Source organism: Frankia sp. BMG5.60 (assembly GCF_059428125.1).
Genome location: NZ_CM182091.1, coordinates 3,991,152 through 4,015,245 on the forward strand (window position 1 = coordinate 3,991,152; position 24,094 = coordinate 4,015,245).

24 protein-coding genes and 1 pseudogene are annotated in these 24,094 nt (G+C 68.0%); 15 read left to right on the plus strand and 10 right to left on the minus strand.

From position 1 onward, the window contains the following. Both AC5R91_RS16255 and AC5R91_RS16260 read left to right on the plus strand, forming a co-directional pair. Positions 1–495, plus strand: a complete 495-nt coding sequence (locus AC5R91_RS16255) for a universal stress protein (protein ID WP_495392213.1) — start codon at positions 1–3, stop codon at positions 493–495. A 372-nt stretch (positions 496–867) separates the two neighbouring features. Beyond that, complete coding sequence (locus tag AC5R91_RS16260; protein WP_495392214.1) at positions 868–3,147, plus strand: DUF6777 domain-containing protein; 2,280 nt, start codon at positions 868–870, stop codon at positions 3,145–3,147. A 59-nt stretch (positions 3,148–3,206) separates the two neighbouring features. Here the strand turns inward: AC5R91_RS16260 and AC5R91_RS16265 are convergent, their stop codons facing one another. Next, a complete protein-coding gene (locus AC5R91_RS16265; RefSeq protein ID WP_495392215.1) occupies positions 3,207–3,857 on the minus strand; it encodes a type II toxin-antitoxin system PemK/MazF family toxin in 651 nt (216 codons plus the stop codon). A gap of 127 nt (positions 3,858–3,984) precedes the next feature. Further along, positions 3,985–4,101: pseudogene (locus AC5R91_RS16270) on the minus strand (IS6 family transposase); the annotation flags it as partial. 778 nt (positions 4,102–4,879) lie between these two features. Between AC5R91_RS16270 and AC5R91_RS16275 the strand changes: the two are divergent. Beyond that, positions 4,880–5,671: a DUF4231 domain-containing protein gene (locus AC5R91_RS16275; RefSeq protein WP_495392216.1), complete on the plus strand. Its 792-nt coding sequence runs from the start codon at positions 4,880–4,882 to the stop codon at positions 5,669–5,671. A 197-nt stretch (positions 5,672–5,868) separates the two neighbouring features. Here the strand turns inward: AC5R91_RS16275 and AC5R91_RS16280 are convergent, their stop codons facing one another. Next, a complete protein-coding gene (locus tag AC5R91_RS16280) occupies positions 5,869–6,090 on the minus strand; it encodes a hypothetical protein (RefSeq protein ID WP_495392217.1) in 222 nt (73 codons plus the stop codon). 613 nt (positions 6,091–6,703) lie between these two features. Between AC5R91_RS16280 and AC5R91_RS16285 the strand changes: the two genes are divergently transcribed. After that, on the plus strand, positions 6,704–8,059 hold the full coding sequence (locus tag AC5R91_RS16285) for a Shedu immune nuclease family protein (RefSeq protein ID WP_495392218.1): 1,356 nt from the start codon (positions 6,704–6,706) through the stop codon (positions 8,057–8,059). Positions 8,060–8,203: 144 nt separating this feature from the next. On the opposite strand, the gene AC5R91_RS16290 is transcribed toward AC5R91_RS16285, so the two are convergent. Genes AC5R91_RS16290 through AC5R91_RS16300 form a run of 3 tightly spaced genes read right to left on the minus strand, consistent with a single transcriptional unit; the run spans position 8,204 to position 10,663 of the window. Then, on the minus strand, positions 8,204–8,938 hold the full coding sequence (locus AC5R91_RS16290) for a hypothetical protein (RefSeq protein ID WP_495392219.1): 735 nt from the start codon (positions 8,936–8,938) through the stop codon (positions 8,204–8,206). Between the two features lie 5 nt (positions 8,939–8,943). Next, positions 8,944–9,531 (minus strand): guanylate kinase, encoded by a 588-nt coding sequence (locus tag AC5R91_RS16295; RefSeq protein WP_495392220.1) that lies wholly within the window; start codon positions 9,529–9,531, stop codon positions 8,944–8,946. Beyond that, positions 9,521–10,663, minus strand: coding sequence for a P-loop nucleotide/nucleoside kinase family protein (locus AC5R91_RS16300; RefSeq protein ID WP_495392221.1), 1,143 nt, complete (start codon positions 10,661–10,663; stop codon positions 9,521–9,523). The genes AC5R91_RS16295 and AC5R91_RS16300 overlap by 11 nt, the downstream gene beginning before the upstream one ends. 785 nt (positions 10,664–11,448) lie before the next feature. On the opposite strand from AC5R91_RS16300, the gene AC5R91_RS16305 reads away from it, so the two are divergent. Continuing rightward, positions 11,449–11,907 (plus strand): hypothetical protein, encoded by a 459-nt coding sequence (locus tag AC5R91_RS16305; protein ID WP_495392222.1) that lies wholly within the window; start codon positions 11,449–11,451, stop codon positions 11,905–11,907. 4 nt (positions 11,908–11,911) lie between these two features. Next, complete coding sequence (locus AC5R91_RS16310) at positions 11,912–12,331, plus strand: hypothetical protein (protein WP_495392223.1); 420 nt, start codon at positions 11,912–11,914, stop codon at positions 12,329–12,331. 263 nt (positions 12,332–12,594) lie between these two features. On the opposite strand, the gene AC5R91_RS16315 is transcribed toward AC5R91_RS16310, so the two are convergent. Next, positions 12,595–13,062 carry a helix-turn-helix domain-containing protein gene (locus tag AC5R91_RS16315; RefSeq protein ID WP_495392224.1) on the minus strand — a complete coding sequence of 156 codons (468 nt, stop codon included), beginning with the start codon at positions 13,060–13,062 and terminating at the stop codon, positions 12,595–12,597. Between the two features lie 175 nt (positions 13,063–13,237). On the opposite strand from AC5R91_RS16315, the gene AC5R91_RS16320 reads away from it, so the two are divergent. From AC5R91_RS16320 to AC5R91_RS16330, 3 genes are all read left to right on the plus strand, one after another. After that, positions 13,238–13,657 (plus strand): plasmid replication, integration and excision activator, encoded by a 420-nt coding sequence (locus tag AC5R91_RS16320; protein WP_495392225.1) that lies wholly within the window; start codon positions 13,238–13,240, stop codon positions 13,655–13,657. Further along, positions 13,654–13,953, plus strand: coding sequence for a hypothetical protein (locus AC5R91_RS16325; RefSeq protein ID WP_495392226.1), 300 nt, complete (start codon positions 13,654–13,656; stop codon positions 13,951–13,953). Before AC5R91_RS16320 ends, AC5R91_RS16325 begins: the two co-directional genes overlap by 4 nt. A gap of 125 nt (positions 13,954–14,078) precedes the next feature. Beyond that, complete coding sequence (locus AC5R91_RS16330) at positions 14,079–15,647, plus strand: FtsK/SpoIIIE domain-containing protein (protein ID WP_495392227.1); 1,569 nt, start codon at positions 14,079–14,081, stop codon at positions 15,645–15,647. Between the two features lie 20 nt (positions 15,648–15,667). On the opposite strand, the gene purN is transcribed toward AC5R91_RS16330, so the two are convergent. Next, entirely contained in the window at positions 15,668–16,300 is a 633-nt protein-coding gene (purN, locus tag AC5R91_RS16335) for a phosphoribosylglycinamide formyltransferase (protein WP_495392228.1), read from the minus strand. Between the two features lie 394 nt (positions 16,301–16,694). Here purN and AC5R91_RS16340 point away from each other — a divergent pair, with 394 nt between their 5' ends. Then, a complete protein-coding gene (locus AC5R91_RS16340) occupies positions 16,695–18,383 on the plus strand; it encodes a replication initiator (RefSeq protein ID WP_495392229.1) in 1,689 nt (562 codons plus the stop codon). Between the two features lie 34 nt (positions 18,384–18,417). Further along, on the plus strand, positions 18,418–18,609 hold the full coding sequence (locus AC5R91_RS16345) for a helix-turn-helix domain-containing protein (RefSeq protein WP_044888109.1): 192 nt from the start codon (positions 18,418–18,420) through the stop codon (positions 18,607–18,609). A 6-nt stretch (positions 18,610–18,615) separates the two neighbouring features. Here the strand turns inward: AC5R91_RS16345 and AC5R91_RS16350 are convergent, their stop codons facing one another. Further along, entirely contained in the window at positions 18,616–18,819 is a 204-nt protein-coding gene (locus tag AC5R91_RS16350) for a helix-turn-helix transcriptional regulator (RefSeq protein ID WP_495392230.1), read from the minus strand. 149 nt (positions 18,820–18,968) lie between these two features. On the opposite strand from AC5R91_RS16350, the gene AC5R91_RS16355 reads away from it, so the two are divergent. From AC5R91_RS16355 to AC5R91_RS16365, 3 genes are all read left to right on the plus strand, one after another. Further along, on the plus strand, positions 18,969–19,268 hold the full coding sequence (locus tag AC5R91_RS16355; RefSeq protein ID WP_495392231.1) for a hypothetical protein: 300 nt from the start codon (positions 18,969–18,971) through the stop codon (positions 19,266–19,268). 236 nt (positions 19,269–19,504) lie between these two features. Next, positions 19,505–19,714, plus strand: a complete 210-nt coding sequence (locus tag AC5R91_RS16360) for a hypothetical protein (RefSeq protein WP_495392232.1) — start codon at positions 19,505–19,507, stop codon at positions 19,712–19,714. Then, on the plus strand, positions 19,714–21,198 hold the full coding sequence (locus AC5R91_RS16365) for a tyrosine-type recombinase/integrase (protein ID WP_495392233.1): 1,485 nt from the start codon (positions 19,714–19,716) through the stop codon (positions 21,196–21,198). The genes AC5R91_RS16360 and AC5R91_RS16365 overlap by 1 nt, the downstream gene beginning before the upstream one ends. Positions 21,199–21,805: 607 nt before the next feature. Here AC5R91_RS16365 and AC5R91_RS16370 read toward each other — a convergent pair. Beyond that, positions 21,806–23,062, minus strand: a complete 1,257-nt coding sequence (locus AC5R91_RS16370) for an IS701 family transposase (protein ID WP_495392234.1) — start codon at positions 23,060–23,062, stop codon at positions 21,806–21,808. Positions 23,063–23,575: 513 nt separating this feature from the next. Between AC5R91_RS16370 and AC5R91_RS16375 the strand changes: the two genes are divergently transcribed. Further along, positions 23,576–24,046, plus strand: a complete 471-nt coding sequence (locus AC5R91_RS16375; protein ID WP_495392235.1) for a hypothetical protein — start codon at positions 23,576–23,578, stop codon at positions 24,044–24,046. The last annotated feature ends 48 nt before the right edge of the window (positions 24,047–24,094 follow it).

The following is a 24,094-nucleotide window of genomic DNA, read 5'->3' on the forward strand; positions in this document are numbered from 1 at the left end:
ATGACCTCACCCCACACCGACGTCGACGCCGTGCAGCCCGGTGCCCTAGCTGGCCGCACCGGCCCGGTGCTGTTCGCCTATGACGGCAGTGACGTCGCCGGCCACGCCATCCAGTACGCCGCAACGCAGCTTCCGCCCGGGCGCGAGGCGCTCATCCTGTGCGCCTGGCAGCCGGCCGACGTCGGATTCACCCCGGTCGGCTCGCAGCATTTCGACGCGAACAATGCCGCCGAGGTCGAGAAGGCGGCGGCCGGCATCGCCGCGCACGGTGCCCACCTCGCAAACGAAGCCGGATTCCGCGCCGAGAGCGCCACCGTCCAGGCGGCACCGACCTGGAAGGGCATCATCGCCACCGCCGCCGAGCGCCAGGCGGAACTCATCGTTCTCGGCGCCCATCGGCACTCCCGACTGGCCGGCCACCTGCTCGGCAGCGTGGCCACCTCGGTCGTCGCCCACGCCCCCGGCGCCGTCCTGGTCGTCCACCAGCGCGACTGATCCGGCCGGTCACTGCAGGCAGGCCAAATACGGTCGCGGGCCGGATCGCCGGGGACGACGCACGTCTCAGAACGCAACAGTGCCTGCACCATAGATGCCGTTGCCGCCCCCGTTGCTACAAGAAAGCGGCAGAGCCCCGCACCCTGGATGGGGGTGCGGGGCTCTGGCCTGTCTCAGCCGTGCGTGCGCTCGGCAACACACCCCGAACACCCCCAACCGACCCTGCCACTGCTGCCGATGCTGCTACGCATCACGCACACATTCACACTGGATGTTGCTGGCCCTGACCGCCTCCCCACCGGGTGGATGCTCCCTGAATCGACGAATACAGATACCGGTATGGTGTCGGCGTTCGGGTCAACGGGGGGTGCTGTGACAACGGACGCCGGCTACACCTTTCTGGTCAGCTACGCCCGGGAAGACGCGCCGTGGGCGCGCTGGATCGCCTGGCAGATCGAGGACGCCGTGCTCGTCGACGGGGAGCCGGCACAGGTGTTCCTCGACGAATGGGACGTTGTTCCCGGTCAGAGCATGCTGGGCGCCGTCGACCGCGCACTGCTCCGGTCGGCCCAGGTCGTCCTTGTCCTGTCGCCCCGTTCCATCGCGGGGGAAGGGACTGACGACAGCGTCTGGCGGTCGGTCTGGTCCGTCCGACGAGCCGACGGGCGGCCGCCCGTCGTTCCGGTGCGCGTCGTCGCCTGCGACCCGGAGGGGCTGCTCGCAGAGCGACGTTATGTGGACCTCGTCGGGTTGGACCAGGCCGCCGCGGCTGCCGCCCTGCAGTCCGGCCTCGGACACGCAGTGCGAGGCGGACGGTTGAAGTCCTCCGACCCGCCGCGTTTTCCCGGCCGAACGGACGTGCCGTCGTTTCCGGGTATCACGCCGACCCCGACTGTCCCCACCGGCAACGACACCGAACCGGCGCGGAGGGCCGTGCCGCCCGGGGACCGGCCGGGGCATGCTGCCTCGGACGGCAGGGCCGGACGCCGGCGCCGCCGGTTGTCTCCCGTGGCCGTGGCCGGTCTCGCGGTGGTGGCCGTCCTGGCGACAGCGATCACGGCGGTCGTCCTGCGCGATGGCGGCGGGTCGTCGGTGGCGGCCGCACTGAACGTGGCCCTCCAGCCGGTCAGGAGCGCCGGGGGCAACCCGTTCATGCCCAGTCTGGGGGACGATGCCCAGGCAGTGACACCGCCCAAGGACGTTCACGGCAGTGAGGTTGCGGACACCCCCGGCCTGTTCGGTGGAACCCGGGACATGGCCCGGTGCGACGCGGCGACGATGACGACCTTTCTGAAGGCCAAGGCCCATGCTGATCTTCTGGCGGCCTGGTCCTCCGTTCTCGGCATCCGGCCGGGCGACCTCGACGGCTACGTGCGCGGCCTGACGCCCGTCACGCTGCGGGCGGACACCGCCGTCACCAACCACGGCTTCAAGAACGGGCACGCCACCGCGATCCCGGCGGTTCTACAGGCCGGCACGGCGGTCCTGGTCGACAGCCATGGCACGCCCGTGGTCAAGTGCTTCTGCGGTAACCCGCTGACGCCGCCGGCTCGCTACTCCACCGCCGAGTACACCGGTCCGCGCTGGTCCGGATTCGGCGAAAAGAATATCATCAGCGTGCAGCCCAGAACGACCACGATCAAGGTTTTTGTCCTGGTCGACACGCAGACCGGAAAAGCATTCCAGCGGCCGGCGGGAACCGCGGGATCCCAGGATCAGGAATACACCGGCCCGACCGGTGGCTGCGGTGGCGCGGGGCCGGGCATCGCGGGCGGCGGCCTGGAACTCGTCGTGAAATCCGGGAAGACGACCTGCGCGGTGGCCCGGCAGGTGCTGGACGCCTACCGCGCGGACCACCAGCGGGAGGGATCGGCCGGTGTCGCGACGGTCGACGGTTGGGACTGCGCCCACACCAGTGTGGCAGGGGCGACGCAGTCCGGTGATTACGAGACCTGTCAGCGTGGCGGGGTCGCCATCGGCACGAGGCTCGCACGGGCCGTGTCCGCCGTGTCGACGACCCCGCTCGCCAGGCAGTGGTCCGGCGCACAGCTCGCCACGGCCCTGCTGCCCGGCGCCTTCTTCGTTCCGGGCTACTCGACCCTCCCGGGAGTCGAGCATCCGCTCCTCACTGATTCGGGGGGAACCATCGGTGTGCCGTCGAGCCCGGTGACCGAACTCGCCGACATCGACTGCCAGAAGATCGCTCCTGGCTACGTCGGGCCATTTCTGCTCGACCGGTCCTCTGACGGGGCCGCGCCGACCAGTTACCCCGGCGAGAACGGATACGCCTTCACGAGATATGACTCCAGCGGCGGCGTGGCCTTCACCACGCAGGTAATCCAGTTCGGCACCAGCAATGCCGCCTCGGGGTTCTTCTCGAGGTTTCGAAGTGTGATCCAGGGGTGTACCGGCGCGACCAGCGGTCCAACCGGCGTCACCGGAATCTCCCTGGACGACGTGGACGGATACGCGGCGACAAGCTACTCGATCTACGTCGCGATGCAGTGGCGAGTTCTTCTCGTGGTGAACGGGGTCGACGTCGTCTGTGTCGCCGTGGCCGCCTCGGCCGACAACGTCGCGATACCCGACCAGCCCACGCTGCCCTCGGCGGCCGATGCCACGATGGCCGGCCTGGCAACGCTCGCCGGGTGAGGCCCGCCGTGGTCGCCGACGAAAGCGGATGGCGGCAAGAAGACCTCCCCAACCAGCGCCTAGCGCCAGCCGTAGCGCTGATGCAGCCGGTCCGTGACCCGCTCGAACGGCTCGCGCGGCAGGGCCGTCGACTCTCGGCGCATCCCGCCCTCGTGCACCCGGATCACCCGGTCCAGGTTGACCCAGGACGGTCGGTGCTCGCTGTCCCACCCGCCCGCGCCGACGGGCACAAAGTCGCCCTCGCCGTCATGGTCCTTGCTGGTTAGCTGCACGGCCAGGTAGGTGCCCGCGGATTCGACGGCCACCACGAGCACCGGCCGATCCTTGCCCCGTCCGTCGTTCTCCTCGAACGGCACCCACGTCCAGACGATCTCGCCGGGATCCGGAGCCCCGTCCGACTGCGGCGCGTAGCTCATCCGCACCGGCCCGATGCGACCCGGATCGACCTCCCTGGTGGCGTCCGGCCCGAACTCGCCCGGCGAGACCCCCGCACTCGCGCGGGACGACCGCGCCCGCTCCCGGGCCGGGTGACTGCGCGCGGCTGCCCCCGAGGGCGAAGGGGAGAACGAAGCAGGGGAAGGGGCCTTCGGTGTTGGTGCCGACCGCCGCTGACCTTCCCGTCCCGCCTCCCGCGGCGGTGCCTCACCCTGGCGGCGGCCGCCCGTCACCAGGTCGGACACGATCTTGACCAGATCCCCCAGCAATCCCATGCCGCCACAATAATTGGACGCCGCTGCCGCATTCGGAGGGTTCGTTCGGCGCACGTCAAGGCGCGCGGCGGGGCACTGCCGCGTCCTGAGGGAGCAAGAGCCTGCCAGCGGCCCTGATGATCGGCAGTCAGACGGCGGCGGCGGCGGCGAGGTTGTAGTGGCCGCGGCGGATGTTCTGGACCAGGGCATGTCCGGTGCTGCTCGTCTGGACCGAGCGGAGCCGTTTCAGTCCGCGCATCGACCTACTCGGCCTGGGACTGCTGCTCGGCGGCCTAGCGCTGGTCGCGGGCCCTTCCGCGATACCGTTCGGCCGGCGCGAGGACGGATCGCCCTGAACCCCGCCCGCACGGGGTCGCCAGCAGCGCTGACCGCGTTCTTCGCCTGCGTCGACGAACCACCACGCAAGAAATCTTGAAGCGGCAGAGCCCCGCACCTTGGATGGGGGTGCGGGGCTCCGGCCTGTCTCAACCGTGCGTGCGCTCGGAGGGAATCGAACCCCCAACCTTCTGATCCGTAGCCCTCGGCACCTGATCCACGGACGTCCGCCAGCGTCCACCGGCGCAGGTCACGGCCTCACCGACGTCCACCGCTGTCCATCGACGTCCACCCCGGTTGCAGTACAACTGCCGTACAGCGGACCACCCGGCGGCAGTTACGGAGCGTCGACCGATCCGACCAGCGGATTATGTGATCACTGGCAGTCTGTCTGTCGACGTCGCCAAGGTCCCACGGTGCAGGTCATGGCCCTAACCACGACCACGGGTCTCCATCTTCATCTGCCATCGTCCGCCGGCTTGGCTGCCAGCCGGGCTTCCAGAGCGCTACAGCAGCGGAGGCGGCGCGGAGCATCAAACGTTGCCACAGCGGTTCCAGCAACGGGCGGACGTCTAGGTGGCCACCCGATCTGACCTCGGCATTCGTCACTCAGGGAGACTTTTACACCGCGCCCCGTGTACGATCTAGCACACTAAGCGACAGATATATTCTTCGATGTTGATTTTGCTTTGGAGGGAGAAACGGCGTTGACGGAAGGCAACATAGGCGAGGAACGGAACGAAAACTCGAAGAATCTCGACTTACAAGAGTCACTAATCCGCGAATTTAGAGTAGCGCAAAGGCTGCGCTATATCTGGTTGCTTTCTAGCCTTGTCGTCGCGGCACTTCTCGGATCTGCTACTATTCTTGGGATTTGGCGATCCTACTCCACTCCATTTAGTTACATTGGACTAATTGCTGGTGCAATCTCGACGGCATTCGCGGCGGCGCAGATTCTTGCACGACGCCCTAGCCTCGCTAACCTTAAATATCGACTGGTTGTACTACAAAACGAACAGTTGAATCTTGCGGCAGCGAGCGCTACTGACCCTCTAACCGCCCTTCGGGTCTACCGAATAAGATCTCAGTCGGACATAGAGAACTACAGTAAAGAGGCTTCACGAAATCGCCGGATCCATAACATATTCCAAGCCGTGATCATTATAGGTTCTATCGCTGTCACGAGTCTCACGAGTGCAGGTTCGACAAATCCATGGACGCGCTGGTCCGGTGCTGGACTCGCAGCCTTGGTAAGTATCTCTGCTGGATTCACGGGATATTTCAAGTATCGCGAACGTAGCTTCAATCAGCAGCAGACTGCCGACGCGATAGCGAAAGAAGCGAAAGCCGTGGAGCTAGGAATTGATCGCTATGATTGCAGCGAAGGAGAGGCGCTAAAGAAATTCGCCCAGAAAGTAGAAGAACTGAAGGAAGAACAGCGCAAGAAAGAGCTACAGCTAGAACAAACATCAAACCCTAGAGAGGGTGCAGCAACTTAGTCATTCGTGTCGCCCGTCCACCGGTTTCCGTAAATTTTTTGCCAGTGCTGGTCGCGGGCTCAGCCTCGTGCACCAAGTCCCGCGGCCGTCTGCGGACTTGACTGCCATGATTCTCCACATGCGTGTAATGCGTAGTTTCATCTGGATCTTCAATGGACGTCCGCCATCGTCCACCGTCTCGGCTGTCAGGTTGGCTGTCAGATCCGGACGGCGAGAGGTGATGTTGTAGGCGCGAAGTTGGTTGACGGGATCAGGCCGGCCCAGGCGGACGCCAGTCCGGCTGCTGCGATGTGCGTGACGATGGCGGTCGCGGTTCCGACGACCGCCCGAGCAATGATCAACAGTGTCTTCTTCATCGCGCCCTCCTCTCCACCGCGTTCGGCAAGGATCGTGTTCAACATCTCCAGGCCGAGTGTCACTCCGAGCAGCGCCGCGAGGATCGAACTCGCGACCTGGGCATGAGCCTCGGCTCCTGAGCCGACCTCATCCCGCCAATCTGATCTTACCCCAGCGCCTTCCAACGCTGGTCGACGCCATCCGCGCGGATGACCGGAGGATTATGAGTACGTCAGCGCTTGATCCGCTGACGTCCACAGACGTCCGCTGGTGCTGGTCTCGGACTCGGCGTCGTCCGCCAGGCTCCACCGTCGTCCGCCCTGTTCCGTGGGCTTGGCTGCCGCTCTGGCTGCCAGGCCGGCGAACGGTTGGCCCCTGACGCGAAGCGGTCGCGGTCGTCCACGGTCGCCCCCGTTTCTCCCCGGGGCCGGTCGAGCCTGGGCGCCGGTACCGCACTTGCCCACCGTCGTCCGTGGACGTCCGCCGGCTCGGCTACACGGTTGGTCACACCCGTTGGCAAGCCGACCCGCACCGCAGGCGCGCCAGCGCCGAGGAGCGGAAGCGTCGCGGAGCGGAAGCGTCGCGGCAGCTATTCGTGGCCCGCTCTGGGATCTTCAGCAAGTAGCGGTTAGACCGTCTCCAGGGCCAGCCGTACACCCTCGTCCAGGCGTAGCCGAAAAGGGTATATAATCGCTTTTGGCTCGCAAGGGCTACTCGTCGACTCGGCACGCTGATTGTGCGTGGTTCAGCGAGAGTACCACATGTCAGAGAGTATTTGATCTTGGATTTCTGGCGGCCCTACTTGCGGGCGCCACCGCCGGGCATGGAGCGGATATTAAGCTAGTCGAGTTTGAATGTGCAAGCAAAGATGCATTTGATGAGTACTTTGCATCGATTGCACGCTTCAAAGAAAAGGGGGAAATTTCCTTCGGTGTCACGGGCGCCGTATTGTTGTATCCACAGACGATTCTTGTTATTGACGCCGGAAGTTATTTTTGCGTGGAGCTTATTGGAGCGAGGCGCCAATATCGTTCCTTGAAGATGAAGCGGCACAAGGCTGGGAGTATCGACCAGTACTTGGGCCAGGATGGTCTCACAGGGCCTTCGCTCATTGATATAACGGGGCAAGATACGACCATAGCTAATATTCTTTTTTCGGGGCAGAGGGAGCTGGTCTTACTTGAAACCCGCTTCCCGGGAATGTCGGAACTGTATCCGACCAAGATAGTGCTAGTCGACGCGGTCGAGGGTGGAAGCGGTGGCGTCCTAAAGTTTTCGGACGAGACCAATTTTGTATGCCTCGAGAACGTCCTTGTGGTACAGCGGAGAAATTCGACCGTTCATATCAGGAACCCGATCTTCCTCTTAATTGTTCGAAAGGAGACGGGTCTTTCTAAATATCGCGAGTATCTACGCCAGTTGACCCGGGTCGAGGATAGGCGATCTGTCAGGGCGATCCCCGTGGTGCCCAAAGGCGTAGCGGAATCTGGGGTTATAGCGGGACAGCTGGCAAACCTGTACCTTACGAGGGGCCTCCGCGAGACAACAATCGGCACGTTTCTTGAGGATCATCGCGAGATTATTCTGGGCGCCCTGGGCGCCTTGGACTTTGTCAGCGAAGCATACCTTCCTTGGCAGGAAGGTGGCGTCGGTGATGAGAGTCCGATCAACCCTGACCTACTGGTCAAAAGAAGCGACGGACGCTGGGACATTTATGACCTAAAGCTCCCCCTACTTGAAAGAAGGAGTATAACTAAGGGGGGTAGGAAGCGTCGGAGATTCGTCGACTCCGTGACCGAAGGGGTTGCTCAACTCGCTCACTATCGGGAGTACTTTACTTTTGAACGGAATCGGGAATTCGCTCGAACTAAATACGGCGTTGAGGTAGACGATCCCAAGTGCGGTTTGATCGTTGGCACCGGTGAGAATGTAGTGAATGCGGAGGTATCCGAAGCCCTTCGGGTAATGATGCCGGTAGAGATCGTGGACTATGACACGCTCTTGCAGATGTATCTGCTGGCTAGCAGAGTCGGAAATCTTCCGGGTTCATGAGAGAAACGCCGTAGGTGCCAGGGGCCCAGACCGCGACGGGCCGGCGAGCATGGCGCGCCAGCGCCACGCGCAGCCGTCGCGCGGTGCGGGACGTCGTGCCCGCTGGCTCTTGATCCTAAAACGAGCAATTCGGCAGACACGACGTCAGGTGCCGATGCTCGGGTGTCCAGCCGTGGCCATCACGAACAGGGCGGCGGTCCGAGCGTCTCGGCCAGTCTGGGTGTCGAGGTGGTGTTGGGCGGCGTCGATGGCGGTCTGGAGCTGGTCGGCCTGGGCGGCTGGGAACGGGTTGGGTAGGTGGCTGAGGGGTGCGGTCACGATGCCGTCGGCTCCGGCGTTGAGGCTGGCGGCGATGTGGCGTGCGGTTCCGTCCCACAGGGTGAAGTCCGGGCCGGTCGCGGTGCGAAGAGCTGCGATGCCGCGTGGTGGGACCTTGGAGACCTTCGCGGCCGCGGGCAGGATGCCGGCGGTGCGGGCGGCGGCGGCAAGCTCGGGTGTGAGGGTGGTTGGGCTGAATTCCGGGTGGCTGAACAGGTAGCTCGGTCTCGGCAATGCGGCGAACAGGTCCAGTGCCTCGGCGTCGTTGGCGAGGTCTCGTAGGACGACCATCGGGACGACTCCGGCGCGGGTGGCGTGGGTGATGTCGGCGGGAGTCCAGCAGCACGCGGTGAGCCGGTCCACTCCGATCGTTTCCGCCCACAGGTCGACGACCGCGGCGCGGTCGGTTTCGCTGGCCTGGTGTCCGCCGGTCGTGGTGCCGGAGAGGATGAAGCGGTGCGCCCATGTTTCCGCGGCACGCCGGGCGTAGGCGGCGGTAGCAACCGTGTCGATGTCGCCGTCTGGGGTGCGGAAGGTGAGGGCGGGAAGGACAAGCTGCATCGCGGTCAGTCCACCTTGTCCCGTACCGGTGGGACGGCTCGGGTTCGGTTGGTCAGCGTGCGGTGGATGTGAACGGCGGCCTCGTCGGGCGGTCGCTGGTCGGTGCGTAGCGCCAGGTCGAACACGTCCATGTCCGCTGCGGCGAGATCGGTTTTCGTCTCGTCCCAGACGGTCAGTCGTTCGGCAACGTCGGTGCTTCCGCGCTCGCGGGCTCGGGTAGCGGTGACCTCGCGGGGGCACCACAGAAGGACCGTCACCCAGCGGGCCGGGTATTTGGCGTGAAGCGCGTGGATGCCGGCGACCTGCCCGAGATGCACGACCGGCACGTGGCCGGCGGTGGTGAGGTCGTCGAGGCGGGGCCGGTCGATGGCGTACACGTTCCCGTACCGCTCGTTCGCATAGAGAATCGCCCCCTCGGCCTGGAGCCGGTCAAGCTCGTCGGCGGACGCCGCCCGGTAGGGGGCACCGGCAGTCGCGCCGACTTTCAGCCGATCGAAGTGCACATACCGATCGTCCAGCGCGGTGAGAGCAGCGGTAACGGTGTCCTTTCCGGCGGCGGGGGGGCCGTAGAGGATGACGGCGTCAGGACGCATCGCGGATCCGGCTGGCCAGACGGCGGGCGTGCTCGGCAAGGTTGCTGCGGGCGTGGCGGCTGTTGTCGACCACGTAATGCGTGCACACCGGCCGCTGGTCGGGGTCGATGGTGGCCACGTACTCGTCCCAATAGGACAGCTTCCACGTGTCGCGGGCGGCGTCGCGGGATTCGAGGTAGTCGCGCTGGGAGTCGATGTCGCAGCGCAGCCAGACCACGGCGATCGCCGCGCCGGCCTTCGCGCACCGCTTCTTCATCCGCTCCATCCACGCGGCGTCGGTCAGCTCGCGCACGAACGGCGCAGTGACGACCGTCGGCAGGCCCAAGCGCAGGTTGTCGAACGCGGTGTCGAACATCGCCCGATATTCCAATGGGCGAATCCGGCCGGTGTAGACCTCGCCCTGGCGGTCGTTCGGGTCGGTGTCCATCGACAGCAACAGGGACTCGGTCAGCGGGCGGCTCATCGTGTCCTTGTCGAGCAGCGACCAGCCGGTGATCTCGCAGATGAACCGGGCGAACTCCGTCTTCCCCGAGCCCGGGAACCCGGCCACCATCACCAGGACCGGGGAGCCCTCCCGCGGCCGACCCGAACTCCACGCATTGAGGATCTTCGCTTCGAGGTCGATCGGGGGAAGCTCGACCCGGCGGCCTCGGCTGGCGGCGGGGGGTTCGATGCTGGCGAGAAGCTGGCGGATGGAGTCGGTGACCTCGTCGCGGCGGGGCACCACCGGCGGCGCGCCGAACGCCCCACCCGCCTGTTCCCGAAGGTGAGTGGGCACCCGCAGCGTCTCCCGAGGCGGTCGGGGCACGACGCCCGCGGCTCCGGGGACTTCCCAGGGGCGAGGCGCCAGGCCGACCATCGCACCAGGGATGCGCAGGCCGTCGGCGATGCGCTCGACGACCTCGACTTCCTCGACCTTCGCCTTGCCCCCGGCGATGCGGCTGATCCTCGACTGACTGAAGCCCTCGATCGAGGAGGCTATGCGGTCCTGGCTGACGTGATCCCACTTGCGCATGAGCAGGAAGGCGGCGCCGAAGTCCCGGCCGCGCAGGGCGTCGGCCATGTCGTCGCGGTGTAGCAGCTCCGAGGAGACGGTGTAGCGCTGCCAGGCGGATTCGGGATCGGCGGTCATTCGTCGCTCTTCGGTCGGTGGCAGATCAGGGCAAGCCGCGTAAGCAGATCAGCACGGTGAGCATAGCTGGGCCGATGTCGTCTCGGCATCACAAGTCCGGATCGAGCGGTCAAAGGGCGCCGGACCGGCGCTGAGCTGGCCAAGTTGCCGTGGCGACGGCGGCGCCGGAATGCCGTCGCTCCATGCCGTCTCGACATTCCGTGGCTGCCCGGTTCCGGTGAGTCTTGTCCGCAGTCGGCGCCGTCCGTGCCGAGTGTTCCTCCGCGGGCGGCGTCGACACCAGAGCTGGTCACGACATCCGCGCCGATCCGTGGTTGGTCGCCGGGCGACCCTGCGGGCATCCGACTCGTCGGGGTGGGTGGCGTGGGCGAGGAGACGACGAAGGGGACAGCGATGAACGGCAGGCAACGGGCACGCGGGACGGGCACGCCGAGTGCCGCGCTGCCGCGTCTTGATCTGTGTGGTGAGGCGGGCAGCGTCAGCGATGCGGGTGCGGGTGCCGTGTCTGCGTCCGTCCGGGTGAGCTCGACGTGTTCCAGGCGGGACCTGTTCCTGCCGCGGAAGCCGGCCACAGGGAGGACGGCGGGGCCGGGAAACACCGCCGACGCGGCGTCCAGGGTGCACCGGATCCGGTGGGCGCTGGTGGTGCGCAGTCCCCGCGGAACCCTGGCGGGCGTGATCGGCTGGTTTCTGTCCGGAACAGAGGCGAGAGACTACGCGCGGGAACAGGGCTATGCGAACGCGCTCGTGCTGCCGGGCCTGTCTGTTGCGGCAGGGACGACGCGGTGAGTGGAGCTCGGGTAGAACCGCGGACGTGGGACGTGCCGGCCGAGGACATCCCCCGGTTGCTCCATCCTGGCTGCGCCGGGCTGCTCGTCGCCGGGCCGTTGGTGGCCCGTGACAGCGGCGGTCGTGTGCACACCGACTTCCTGCCGGCGCGTGGCGGGAGGCGATTGGTCGGCTGGGCGCTGAGCACCGTGGCCGGTACCGGCGGGGGGACGGTGACGGTGTGGCCATCGGGGGCGACGGTGATGGAGACCGGGGTGGCGTTCCTGATCGGCCGGTACATCCGCGGGGAGCGGGAATGGGCGGGTGATCGAGATCTGGCCGTGGTGACGGTCGGCGTGGCCCCCGGGCCGGAGGATCTCGATGTTGCCGTCACACCGGTGCCGCACCGGATGCGGGTGGAGACCGGCGGTCGGACCGTGGACTACACGGCGTGGGAGCTGCTGCCCGGTGCCTAAGATCATGATTTTGGGGAGCCCGCTGCCCTCGCTGGGCGTGCCGGACGTGGACGGGCTGCTGATCGCGGAGCCGTCAGGGGCCGTGGAGTCCACGCGGGGCGGGCCGTTGGTGGCGCTCGTGGCCGAGTTCCAGCCCGTCATAGCGCCGTTCCTGGAAGATGCCGCGGTGCGGGCCGCAGTCCTGGGGACCGCCGCGACCGTGGCGATCCACCGGCAGGGCACCCCGTTCGCCAGCACGACCGTGGCGCTGTGTTACGCCCAGGATCTGCCACCGATCCGACGCGGTCCGATCGGCCAACGCGCTCCCGTCGTCGCCGCGACCCGGTTCCAGCGTGGTTATCGGGGCCGACCGCATGAGGTGCGGGTGAGCGCCGCCGGGTCCTGGACCGAACACACCGTGTGGGAGCTGACACTGCCCACCTGAGCCGGTGACCGGCCGGGATCGACCGTCCGACCTGTCACCTGGGAGGACCCTGCCCTTCCACCTCCTCCAACCCGGGGGCGGTGGGGTCCTCCCACCCTGAACGTGGCCGGTGATCCGACGGGTCGCACACCGCCGGCCACAGGAAGACCCCGGACCTCTCCCCTCCGACCGAGGTCCGGGGTCTTCGCCTGTGCGCGGACGTCCGCGGTGCGCCAGGACTCCGGCGGGCAACAGTCCATGGGAGTGAGCGCCGCGGCGGCACGTCAGCGTTGGAGCCCGTCGAGGTCGTCCAGGCGGCGAACGAGCGCCCGTAGGTCGTCGCGGATGTCGCGGACGCCTTCGAGGATCTGCCGCCCCAGCGCCGCGGTCTCGTCCACTGCCGCGGGCACTGCCACGTGGTCACCGGTCAGAACACGTACAAGGTGATCGTCGGGCCAGTCGAGGGCCCGGGAGATGGCCGACAGGGTCTTGGTACGCACGCGGCGGGTCGCGCCGTGCTGCACCAGCCGCAGCGTGGACACGGCGATACCGGCCCGGTCGGCGAGCTCCTGTTGCCCGATACGGCGGGCGGACATCCTGGTGTTGATGGCCTGCGCTACGGCCGTCCAATCCTCGCCGTCGGAGTCCCGGCCGGAATCGGCATCGGGAACGCGGACGGGACCGGGACGATCAGTCATGCACGGCATGCTAGCGAATTCGCATTGCCCGTAGCTGACCTGGTCAATGGCCATATCGACCCGGCATGGCGTGCATAGCTTCATGCCGTCACGGCCTTTTTCGATCCCGACTGCTCATGCACCGCCGATATACCGCTTGAAAAGCGCTCTTCCGGCGGAGCATTCTCGATCCGTACCCAACCGGTGGGGCTGATCCGGCCGGTGGGGACGATCTCAGGAAGGGGGATCCATGGCGGTACCGAGGCGCATTCCTGCCGCGTTCGACGCGGTGTTCCCGGCGGGAGCCTTCGTGGTCGGCGTCGACCCGGTCAACGACTTCGACAAGGTCAGGGCCGGGGTGGCCGACGCGCAGCAGCGGGACGAGGAGACCGGAGAGCTGGTCTGGCAGGTCAAGGTCATCGACGCGGACCCGGCGGCCCGGACGAACGAGGTGAAGATCCGGATGACGGCGGCGGTACAACCCGTGCCGCCCGACCTGCTGCCGGGTACGCCGTTCCGCCCGGTCGAGTTCGACGGGCTGTCGATCACTCCCTACATCGACCGGCGCAACGCCGAACGGCCGAAGATCGCATACTCTCTGCGGGCTGCCAACATGCGACCCCCGGGCACGATGCCGGGGCGGCGTTCGGGTCCGGCGGTGGCGGCATGACCGGACGCATTCGGCCGGCCATCGACGGTCTGCGCTCCTCGACGCATCACAGTCTTCACGTCGGCGCGGACTGGTCGGTGGCCTGCCACACCTATCCGGACCGGTCGCCGATCCTCGCGGTCCGGCTCGGGCTGACGTCGGTGTCGGTGTCGGCGCTGTCGAACGCGGTCACCTCGGATCATGTCGAATTCGCCTATGAACTGATCGCGGCGGTGAACGACTACCTCGTGGAGTGCGAACGCATCCGGTTCGACTCCGACGATGCCGCCGACTCGGCGGATCCGCGGGCCGCGTAGCTCGCACTCGGCCGGTTCGACTGGGCGGCCCGGATACCCGTTTCCGGATTCCGGGCCGCCCGGCCCTCCTCCTTTCACCTTTCCTGTCCCTGGTTTCGTGCGCTCGAAAAGCGGGTGGTATTGCCATGTCCAGAATCAACGGTGACCAGCGTTTCCCGCGGGTACCGACCCGTACCGAGAAGGTGCAGGTGCCGCTGTGGATGCTTCTCCTGGCCGTGGCCGGCAAGGGGCTGGTGCTGGCGGTACGCGCGTGCTGGCGCCACCGGGTCGCGGTCGGCTCGGTGGTCGGAGTGCTGCTGTTCGTGCACCGCTTCGGCCTGCCTGCCCTGGGCATCCTGCTCGGCGGCTTGGTGGCGGTCGGGGTGGTGTGGTGGCGGGTGCATGGCCGGTCGTTCTGGCCGGTGGCCTGGTGGCTGTGGGGCCGCGCCCGGCTGACGTTCGTCTACCGGTGGCGGTGGAAGCCGGCGATGGTCCACATCGACCTTGCCATCCGCATGCCCGCGTCGACCGGCGACCAGGTGACCTTCGACGAGTACTTCCCCCGGATCCGCTCCATCCGCTCGTCGCGGTCCGTGGACGTGCTGCGGGTGGAACTGCTGCCCGGCCAGACCCCGGCGGCGTGGGCGGAGCAGGCCGAAGCGCTGCGGCACGTTTTCCGGGCGCGCCGCTGCCAGGTGCATGCGGAGACGTTCCGGTTCGTGCGGGTCGTGTTCCACCGGCATGACTCGCTGACCCGCCCGGTTCCCCCCGCCGCGCTCGACGACTCCGACGGTGCCGGCCCTGACCCGGCCGGCGCTGCCGGTGACGGTCCACGTTCCGACCGGTCGTCGCGTGTGGGTGAGCTGGTGGCGGGCCTGTCGGCGGTGCCGGTCGGCCGCTGCGAGGACGGATCCGCCTGGACGCTGCCCGTGCGTGGTTCGCATGTCCTGATCGCGGGGGCGACCGGGGCGGGCAAGGGCTCGGTGCTGTGGGGGCTACTGCGCGGCCTGGCACCGGCGGTCGCCGCGGGGCTGGTGGAGCTGTGGGTGTGTGATCCGAAGGGCGGGATGGAACTGGCCTTCGGCCGTCCGCTGTTCACCCGCTTCGCCACCACCACGGACACCATCGCCGATCTCCTCGACGACGCCGTTCACCGGATGCAGGACCGTACGGCCGCGCTGGCGGGCACTACCCGCCTGCACCTGCCGACCCGGGAAGAGCCGCTGATCGTCGTCGTGGTCGACGAAATCGCCTCACTGACCGCCTATGTGACCGACCGGGAACTCAAGAAGCGGATCGGGGCGGCGCTGCCGCTGCTGCTGTCCCAGGGCCGCGCACCCGGGGTGGTGGTCGTGGCCGCGGTGCAGGACCCGCGTAAGGAGGTGCTGCCGTTCCGGGACCTGTTCCCGGTCCGCGTCGCGCTGCGGATGACCGAAACCGACCAAGCCGACCTCGTCCTTGGCAACGGCGCCCGGGAACGCGGTGCCCGCGCCGAGGAGATTCCCCGCGCGCTGCCCGGGGTCGGTTACGTGCTGCACGACGGCAACCCCGACCCGATCCGCGTCCGCGCGGCCTACGTGGATGACGTCGAGATCGGCCGGGTCGTCGCCTACTACCGGCCGGCTGCCTCGGGCGGCTGGACCCCGGACGTCCGCGACTACCTCGACGACGACGGCGACCCGCTCGACGGACTCGACCACCGCCAGGCCGCGTGATCGGGCCTGGTAGCTGACCTTCACACAGAGGGCCGCGCAGCGCTGTCCGATCGCCGTCGTTCGATCGCACGAGCGGCAAGGTCCTGTACTACGGCGGGAAGCAGGATGTGTTCAGCCGCGAGAACTCGCTTGGCGAGGCTTTTAACCGTGTCGTTCGGATGGACGGCTATTTCATGGCGCGCGATGACAGGACCCTCGTCATACTCCGCCGTGACAATGTGGACCGACGGGCCGGTCATCTGGTCGCCAGAGGCCAGGACGGCTTCATGCACTGCGCTACCGTACATACCCTTCCCGCCGTGCCGTGGCAGCAGGGATGGATGCACGTTGATGATCTGACCGGCGAAGGACTCCAGCGTACGGGGGCCAATCTTCTTCATGTAACCCGCCGTAACGATAAGATCGACCTGATGTGCATGCAGCAGCGCGCATACGGCCGCGTCGAGCTGGCCAGGATCGGGATGCGTGATTCCCGATATGTGGGCCGCCGGGATGGAGTGCGCCCGGGCGTAGGCAAGAGCCCCGGACTCCCTGTTGTTACTCAGCACCAGGGCCAGCCGGAACGCCCCATCCTCCACGAAGGAAGCCTGGTGAAGTGCCCGCAGATTGGTCCCGGTATGCGAGGCAAATACCGCTACGCGAAAGTCAGCCACGCGCGCCACTTCGGTTATTCGGGCGTGATGCTGCCTCTGTGGACGCACGAAGGTTGATCATTGGAGTGACCATGCCCAGAGTTTATATCTCCTCTCGTACCGTTACCCCTTGTCGCACGTCGCGGGCCGTCGAACGCGGTGCGATGCGGCCGAGATCGCGTTCGACACCGCGCCTTGCCTGGCGGCTCCGACGATCCGCTTGACGTCCTTGACCGGGCCGCCCACTTGGCCCGGACGCGTGACCCGGCCGGACCCGCCGCCGTCGGACCAGGACCCCTGCCTCCCGTTGCCCTCTCTACGGCCGGCGGGGCTGCCGGGCCGACGTCGCCGGTCTGCGCTGCGGCTGCACCCGCTTCACCATCACCCCGACCCACCGGAGGAATCCCCCCTGTCGATGACCCCTCCCACCTCCACCCCCACCCCGACCGAGCGGCCTGGTTCCCGGGCGGCGCGGATGCGTTCGCCGCTGGCCCGCCACGTCGTCGAGGCGGTCGCGCTGGACAACGGGGTGTGCGTCCGGCCGCTGGCGATGCGTCGCACCAGCCTGGACACCGGCGAAACGCAGATCATCCCCGTTCCCTGCGGCGCCACGTTGGCGAGCAAGTGCCCGCCGTGCGCGGACCGGGCCCGGCGGCTGCGGATGGCGCAGTGCAAGACGGGATGGCACCTCGACGACGAACCCCTTCCCGACCCCGACCCGCCCACGGACGACGCCAAAGCGTTGGCGACGCTGCGGGCGGACCTGGAGGAAGCGCGCGGTGAGGTCCTGGCGGCCGGCGACACCGGCCAGGTCGGCGAGATCGACGAACTGATCGGCCAGGTCGACCAGGAACTGTCCGACCTCGGCGTCCGCGGGCGGATCGCACCGGAAGAACGGGACCGGCCGCGTCGGGTCCGCTCGACGAAGCGTCGCCAGGATGCCCCCGACCTGCCCCGACTTCCCGTCGAGCGGCGCACGGTCGGGCGGACGTTCACCGCGCCGGACGGGACGGTATGGCGGCCGTCGATGTTCCTGACCCTGACCTGCGACTCGTACGGGCGGGTGCACTCCGACGGCACCCCGGTAGACCCGGCCTCGTACGACTACCGGCGGGCGGCGCGGGACGCGATCCACTTCCCGAAGCTGCTGGACCGGTTCTGGCAGAACCTGCGCCGCGCGGTCGGCTGGGACGTCCAGTACTTCGCCGCGCTCGAACCCCAACGGCGCCTCGCCCCACACCTGCACGCCGCGATCCGCGGCACCGTTCCCCGGGCGATGCTGCGCCTGGTTGCGGCGGCCACCTACCACCAGGTCTGGTGGCCGATGGCAGATCGACCGGTCTACGACGATCAACATCTACCCGTCTGGGACGACACCACCGGCGACTACCTCGACCCGACCACCGGCGTCCCGCTGCCCTCCTGGGATGCGGCGCTCGACGCGATCGGCGAGGACGACGAACCAGCGCACGTGGTGCGGTTCGGCGCGCAGCTCCGCGCCGACGGGGTGACCGCGAACTCGACGAACACCGGCCGGATGATCGGCTATCTGACCAAGTACCTGACGAAGAGCCTCGACGCCTGCCACGTCATCGACAGCGACCGGCAGCGGGCGCACGTCGACCGGCTCGCGGACGCCCTGCGCTACGAACCGTGCTCCCCGACGTGCGCGAACTGGCTGCGCTTCGGCATCCAACCCCGCAGCCCCCGCCGGGGTCTCACCCCCGGCCGGTGCACCGGCAAAGCTCACCGGCGGGAAACGTTGGGCTTCGGGGGCCGGCGGGTGCTGGTCTCCCGCCGCTGGTCGGGCAAGACCCTCACCGATCACCGCCACGACCGGGTCGACTTCATCCGCCAGCAACTCGCAGCCCTCAGCGCCACCGGCACCGGCCCGGCCGCACCCGAGGACGATCCGACCCGTCTCGCCTGGACCCTGCTACGCCCCGGCGACCCGGCCGCACCCCGCCGCGAACACCTGATCCTGCACGCCATCGCGCAACGCCACGCCTGGCGCGCGCAGCTCGGACAGGACACCGGAGCAGGAGGCAGGGCAGGCACCGGCGAGGTTCCGGCAACCGGGCCGCCGCTGGCGGACGCGGCCTGACCACCCCCCGTCCCGGCAAGCCTGGAGAGCCCGCGTGACCAAGCTCCTGCTCACCCCGACCGAGGCCGCTGACCTGCTCGGCGTCAGCCGCAGCACCATCTACGACCTGCTGAACAGCGGCGACCTCGAATCCGTCCACATCGGACGCGCCCGACGCATCCCATCGGCCTCACTGCACGCCTTCGTCAACCGGCTCCGCGGCCTCGACGACGGACAGGCAGCATGACCGCCCTCACGGCCCGCCGGACGGCGGGGGGTCGGGCCGGTGTTCGGCAATCCACGCCTCGACGTCGGCGGTCCGCCAGATGTGACCGGCGGCCAGGGAGGCATACGGCGCGGGGAACGTCGGGTCTTCCTTCAGAAGCTGGTTCACCCGCGTTCGCCCGACACCAAGCCGGCGGGCGATCTCCGCCGCTCCCATGAGCGGTTGCGTCATACCCGCAATCTACTGGACGACCGTCCAGCGCCACGTGTACCGTAGGCGCCACTGGACGGTCGTCCAGTCACGTTGAGGCGGTTCCGGCCGAGTGCGCCAACACCCGACCGGAACCTTGATCCCTTCCTGCGCGAACAGGAGAGAGACCCATGCCCATCTTCCCGTCCGACACCCCGGACCCCCGCCCGACCCCCGGCGGAGACCTGCCGCTGATCGTGGCCAGCGTCATCCGACCCGGCGTGTACGCGCTGACGGTTCGCCCCGGCGCGGATGCCCGCGAGATCGCCGAAGTTCTCGCCCGACTGCCGGTCGACGCCTTCCTGACCGAGCACTTCGGCGACATCGACCTCACCATGATCTTCCGCACGATGCCCGACGACCCGAACCCCGTGCCCACCGGGGGCATCACCCCGACGGCACCGGCGGCGGCGAGCGGAACCCGCCCGTAGCGGACCCCCTGCCCCACCCATTTTTCTTCCGTTCTCTGGTAGCGCCTGAAGCTGTCGGGGCGGTGGACGGGTCCAGGGTCGGCCGCAGGCCGATCGCGTAGCGACGCGCAGCGCCCTGGACGCGGCCGGCGACCCGACAGACCATCCCAGCGCCAGAGAACGGAAACCCCACCCGCGCCGGACAACGCCACCCGCGACCCGCGCGCCCGTTCTTTCGGCAAGGAGCCAAGCCCGCCATGCCCACGAACACCCCACCCCCAACCCGGGTGAGCCTCGTACAGGCGCTAAACGACCACCTCGACCGCGCCAACCGCGGCCAGGGACGCGCCTACCCGCAGACCGACGGAGAGACCAAATTCGCCTGCGACATGGAAGACAGCCCCTACGGCTGCCCCTGGTGCGACGCCGTCGAATGGCCCGACGGCAACCCCCTGGACGTGGCCTGATGGCCGAGGGAAAGGGCAGCAGACGCGGCAACGGCGAAGGCTCGATCTACCGGTACCGCAACGGTTGGGCCGGTCAGGTCAGCATGCCGGACGGCACCCGCCCGACGTTCTACGGCAAGACGAAGGACGACGTCCGAGGGAAGATCACTGTCGCGCTCCGGGCGGTGCAGGACGGGGTGCCACTCGTCACGACACGCATGACGGTGGCTGCCTACCTCGATCAGTGGGTGACCGTCGTTCTGCCCTCCCGCGTGGTCGCCGGAACGCTCGCCGAGTCCACGGCCGAGTCGTATGCCGATCAGGTCCGACTGCACATCACGCCGATCCTCGGCCGTCACGAGCTGCGCAAGCTGTCCACCGCGCACGTCCGCCAGTGGATGACACGCAAGCTCACCGAGCCGTCGTCCGCGGGTCTGGCGCAGCGCGCGGCCTGGGAGGCTGAGGCGGCCCGCAAGGCGGCGGAACGCGAGAAGGCAGACCAGTCCCGCCCGGCTCGACGTTCGGCGGCGCCGAAGAAGCCGGCCGCTCGACCCGAGCCCAAGCCGATCAAGCCGCTGTCGGCCCGGTCGGTGCGCTACCTGCTGGTGATCCTCACCGCGGCGTTGAATGACGCGGTCCGGGAGGAACTGCTGACCCGGAACGTCGCCGCTCTCGTTCAGCCGCCGAGGAAGGCCGATGCGCCGATACGGGCGCTCACCGAGGAAGAAGCCCGTCGGGTTGTCGCGGTCGCGCTCGTGGACCGGATGTCCGCGCTGTGGCTGGTGCTGCTGGCGCTCGGGCTGCGCAAGGGAGAGGCGCTCGCACTGCGCTGGGATGCGCTCGACCTCGATGCGGGCACGGTCGCCGTGGTACGCAAGCAGCGGCGTCGCAAGGCGGGAATGGATGCGGAGACCGGCCGGCAGCGCTGGGAACTCGTCGAGGAGGAGGACCTGAAGACGAAGGGCTCAAAGGCGGTTCTCGCACTGCCCGACATGGTCGTCACGATGCTCCGCGAGCACCGGCGGCGGCAGGACGACGCGAAAGCCGACGTCAGCGCCAAAGCGGACCAGGCAGAAAAGGACCTGGCGGCCATAGCCGAACAGGACATCCCCGAAGGGGTGTCCGGGGCTCCGGCGAACCTGAAGGTCATCCGGTGGGAAGACCCTGGACTGGTGTTCACCACCGCACTCGGGCGGAAGGTCGACCCGCGCAACGTCAACCGGTGGTGGGACGCGGTGTGTGAGCGGGCCGAGGTGCGGCACACGCGCGTGCACGATTTCCGCCACACGGCGGCGACGATGCTGTTTCGGGCCGGCGTGGACCTGAACGAGATTCGCGCGCTGCTGCGGCACACCCGGCTTGAAGCTGCCCCGACGGCGGACATCTACATCGACGTTCTGGCGGACGTCCGGCGGGGGACGGCCCGCAGCATGGACGACATCCTCACTCGGCTCCGGAACCCGGCCACCGCTACGGAGAGTGAGACAGAGGAGGGCGCCGCCTGAGTCGTCCTGCAGTACCGTCCGCCAATTGCAGTACTAACTGCAGTACTTGCGGTCCTGGAAGCGGCAGAGCCCCGCACCTTGGATGGGGGTGCGGGGCTCCGGCCTGTCTCAACCGTGCGTGCGCTCGGCAACGCACCCCAAACACCCCCAACCGACCCTGCCGATGATGCTACGCATCGCGCACACATTCACACTGGATGCTACCGGCGGCGGTACTGCAGGTGCACCGACGGGCCGCTGAGGACCGTTGTGCCAACAGTTCGCCTGGCACAACGACGCTGGAGAATCGGGTATCAGGCACAGCAGTCGACGTCGCCCGAGCCATGCCCGTCTCCCCTACGCCCGATCCCATGACTGAAACATGATCACATCGTCGCGTGAAGGCAGGACCCGGGAGTGGTCGACGGGTGCTGCCCGACCTTCGTCGACTTCGTCGCCCGCGACACCGTAGTCTTCCTCGCACCCCGACAAGTAGGACTTTGTTAGGTGACTCCGAGGAGTTGTGGCGATTTGCCCTGTGACGGGTCGTAGGGGCGGTGGCAGGTGCGGCAGGCGCCGGTCCAGACGTTGAGCAGGGTCTGGAGGCTACGGAGGACTCCGTAGAGGGTCAGGCCGGCGCAGGGGCTTTTGGGGTGCGGCGTAGCTGGGTGCACAGGGCTTGGGCGACGGAGACGAGGGTGACGTGGCGGTGCCAGCCGAGGAAGGAACGTCCTTCGTGGTGGTCGAGGCCGAGGCCGTCCTTGAGTTCGCGGTAGTCGTGTTCGATCCGCCAGCGGATCTTCGCGAGGCGTACCAGTTGGCGCAGGGGGATGTCGGCGGGCAGGGTCGAGAGCCAGTAGTCGGTGGGTTCGGTCTTGCCGGGGGGCCATTCGGCCAGCAGCCAGCATTCGGGCAGGCTGCGGTCGTCGGCGCGGGTGACCGACCGGCCGGCGGGGCGGACCCGCAGGGCCAGGAACCGCGACCGCATCGCCGCGGTCGGGTTGTTCGCGCTGTGGTGGGTGCCGTGCCGCCAGGTCACGGTGCGCAGCGCGGCCCGGCCGGCGGCCAGGGCGAGGTCCTTCAGGGTGGACGGCGGGTCCGGGTAGGCCGGGACCGGGCGGCGTCCGGTCCCGGAGTACGGCGGGGTCACCGGTGCGGCCGAGGCCAGGTGCGCGGTGGCGGTGGGGGTCACCCCGAGCACGTAGACCAGGTGCCGGTCGGTCAGGGCTTGGCGGAACTGCGCGGCGTCGCCGTACCCGGCATCAGCGACGACCGGCCGGGCGGGCACGCCCCAGCCGGCCAACTCGTCGAGCATGTCCAACGCCAGGCGCCACTTCTCTCGGTGCCGGACGTCGGCGGGGATCCCGGCCCGGGTCCGGCGAGCGCGGACCGCCGCGGCCTCGGTCGGATCATCGCAGCATGTGTCGTCCCAGCTGGCCGGCAGGAACAGTCGCCAGTCCAGCGCCGCCGACGCCCAGTCGGTGACCGCGTGCACGGACACCCCGATCTGGCAGTTCCCGACCTTGCCCAACGTCCCGGAGTACATCCGGGCCACTCCGGGCGAGGCGGGCCCGTCCTTCGGGAAACCGGTGTCGTCGACGACCAGCGCCTGCGGGGCCACGAAGTCCACCGCCCAGCCCGCCAGCCGGGCACGGACCTCACCATGCTCCCAGGTCGAGTTCCGCAGGAACTGCTGCAACCCCTGATGATCCACCCCGAGGCGCTCGGCCATCGGGACCAGGCTCTTGCGCTTCCCGTCCAGCATCAGCCCACGCAGATACGCCTCGCCCTTGGCCCGCTGGTCCTTACGCGGCAGGTCCGCGAACATCCGGGCCGCGAACTCCTCCACGACCGGACGCACCTGCTCCATCTCCTCCGGCGTCACAGCAGGCAGCGAACCAGGCGAAGATCCCAACAGCCAAACCAGACGATCAAAGACCTAACAAAGTCCTACAAGGACCTGCCTCGCAGCCGGGCCGGCTGTCCGCGTCCGCCTCAGGCCGGCCGCCGCGCCGCGGCGTTCACCACCGGGTGGATCACCCATCTCGCCGACGCACATCGCCACATACATCAGGGCCCCACGTCGTGTGGACGACATGGGGCCCTGACCTGCCTCAACCGGCGTGCACCGCAGGAGAATCGGACTCCCGAACCTCCCGACCATGATCACAGGAGGTGAACCTACCGGCACCAACGCCAGAGTACCCGACGATCAAAGAAGCAGCCACCAGCTCACGAGGCCACCACCGACCGCGACAAGGCGCTACGCATCTGCCAGGTGGCGCTCCGTGAACTGTTCCAGCAACCGGCGCTACTCGCGTCCTCGAACCGCGCCGAAGACATCGTGCTCGACTTCCTGGACGACCGTCACGGCAGCTGACAGCAGAAGGAATCCAAGATGACCGACACCGCCAAGGGCCACCGTTGGACTCCCGAGACCGTGCGCGCGCTCGGCGTCACGACCGACCTTGCAACCGCAGCCAGCGTGCTGGGCATCGGGCGCAGCAAAGCCTACGAGCTCGTCCACAACGATCAGTTCCCGGTGCCGCTCATCAAGACAGGCACCCGCTACGTGGTGCCGACAGCACCCCTGCTCGCCATCCTCGGCGCCGACGAATCACCGGACCCCACGGGAGAGCACGCCTCAGGACCCACCCCGCGGAAGCCCCCCTCCGACGCCGCCTACCGCGACCTGGCGCACGTACACGCCCGCGCCCTGCACACGGTGCACGCACGGATCGAGGAGACCTGGCGGCAGCAAGGACAGCTTCCACCCGAGGCCGACGGACTGTGGACCGCAATCGGACGGTTCCTGGCGGTGTACGGAAGCGAACAGGTCGACCGGCCAGTCAATCGCAGGAGGGCCTGAGGCGCTTCGGCACGTCTCGCTCGGCCTGCAGGTCACCGAGGCCAGCCA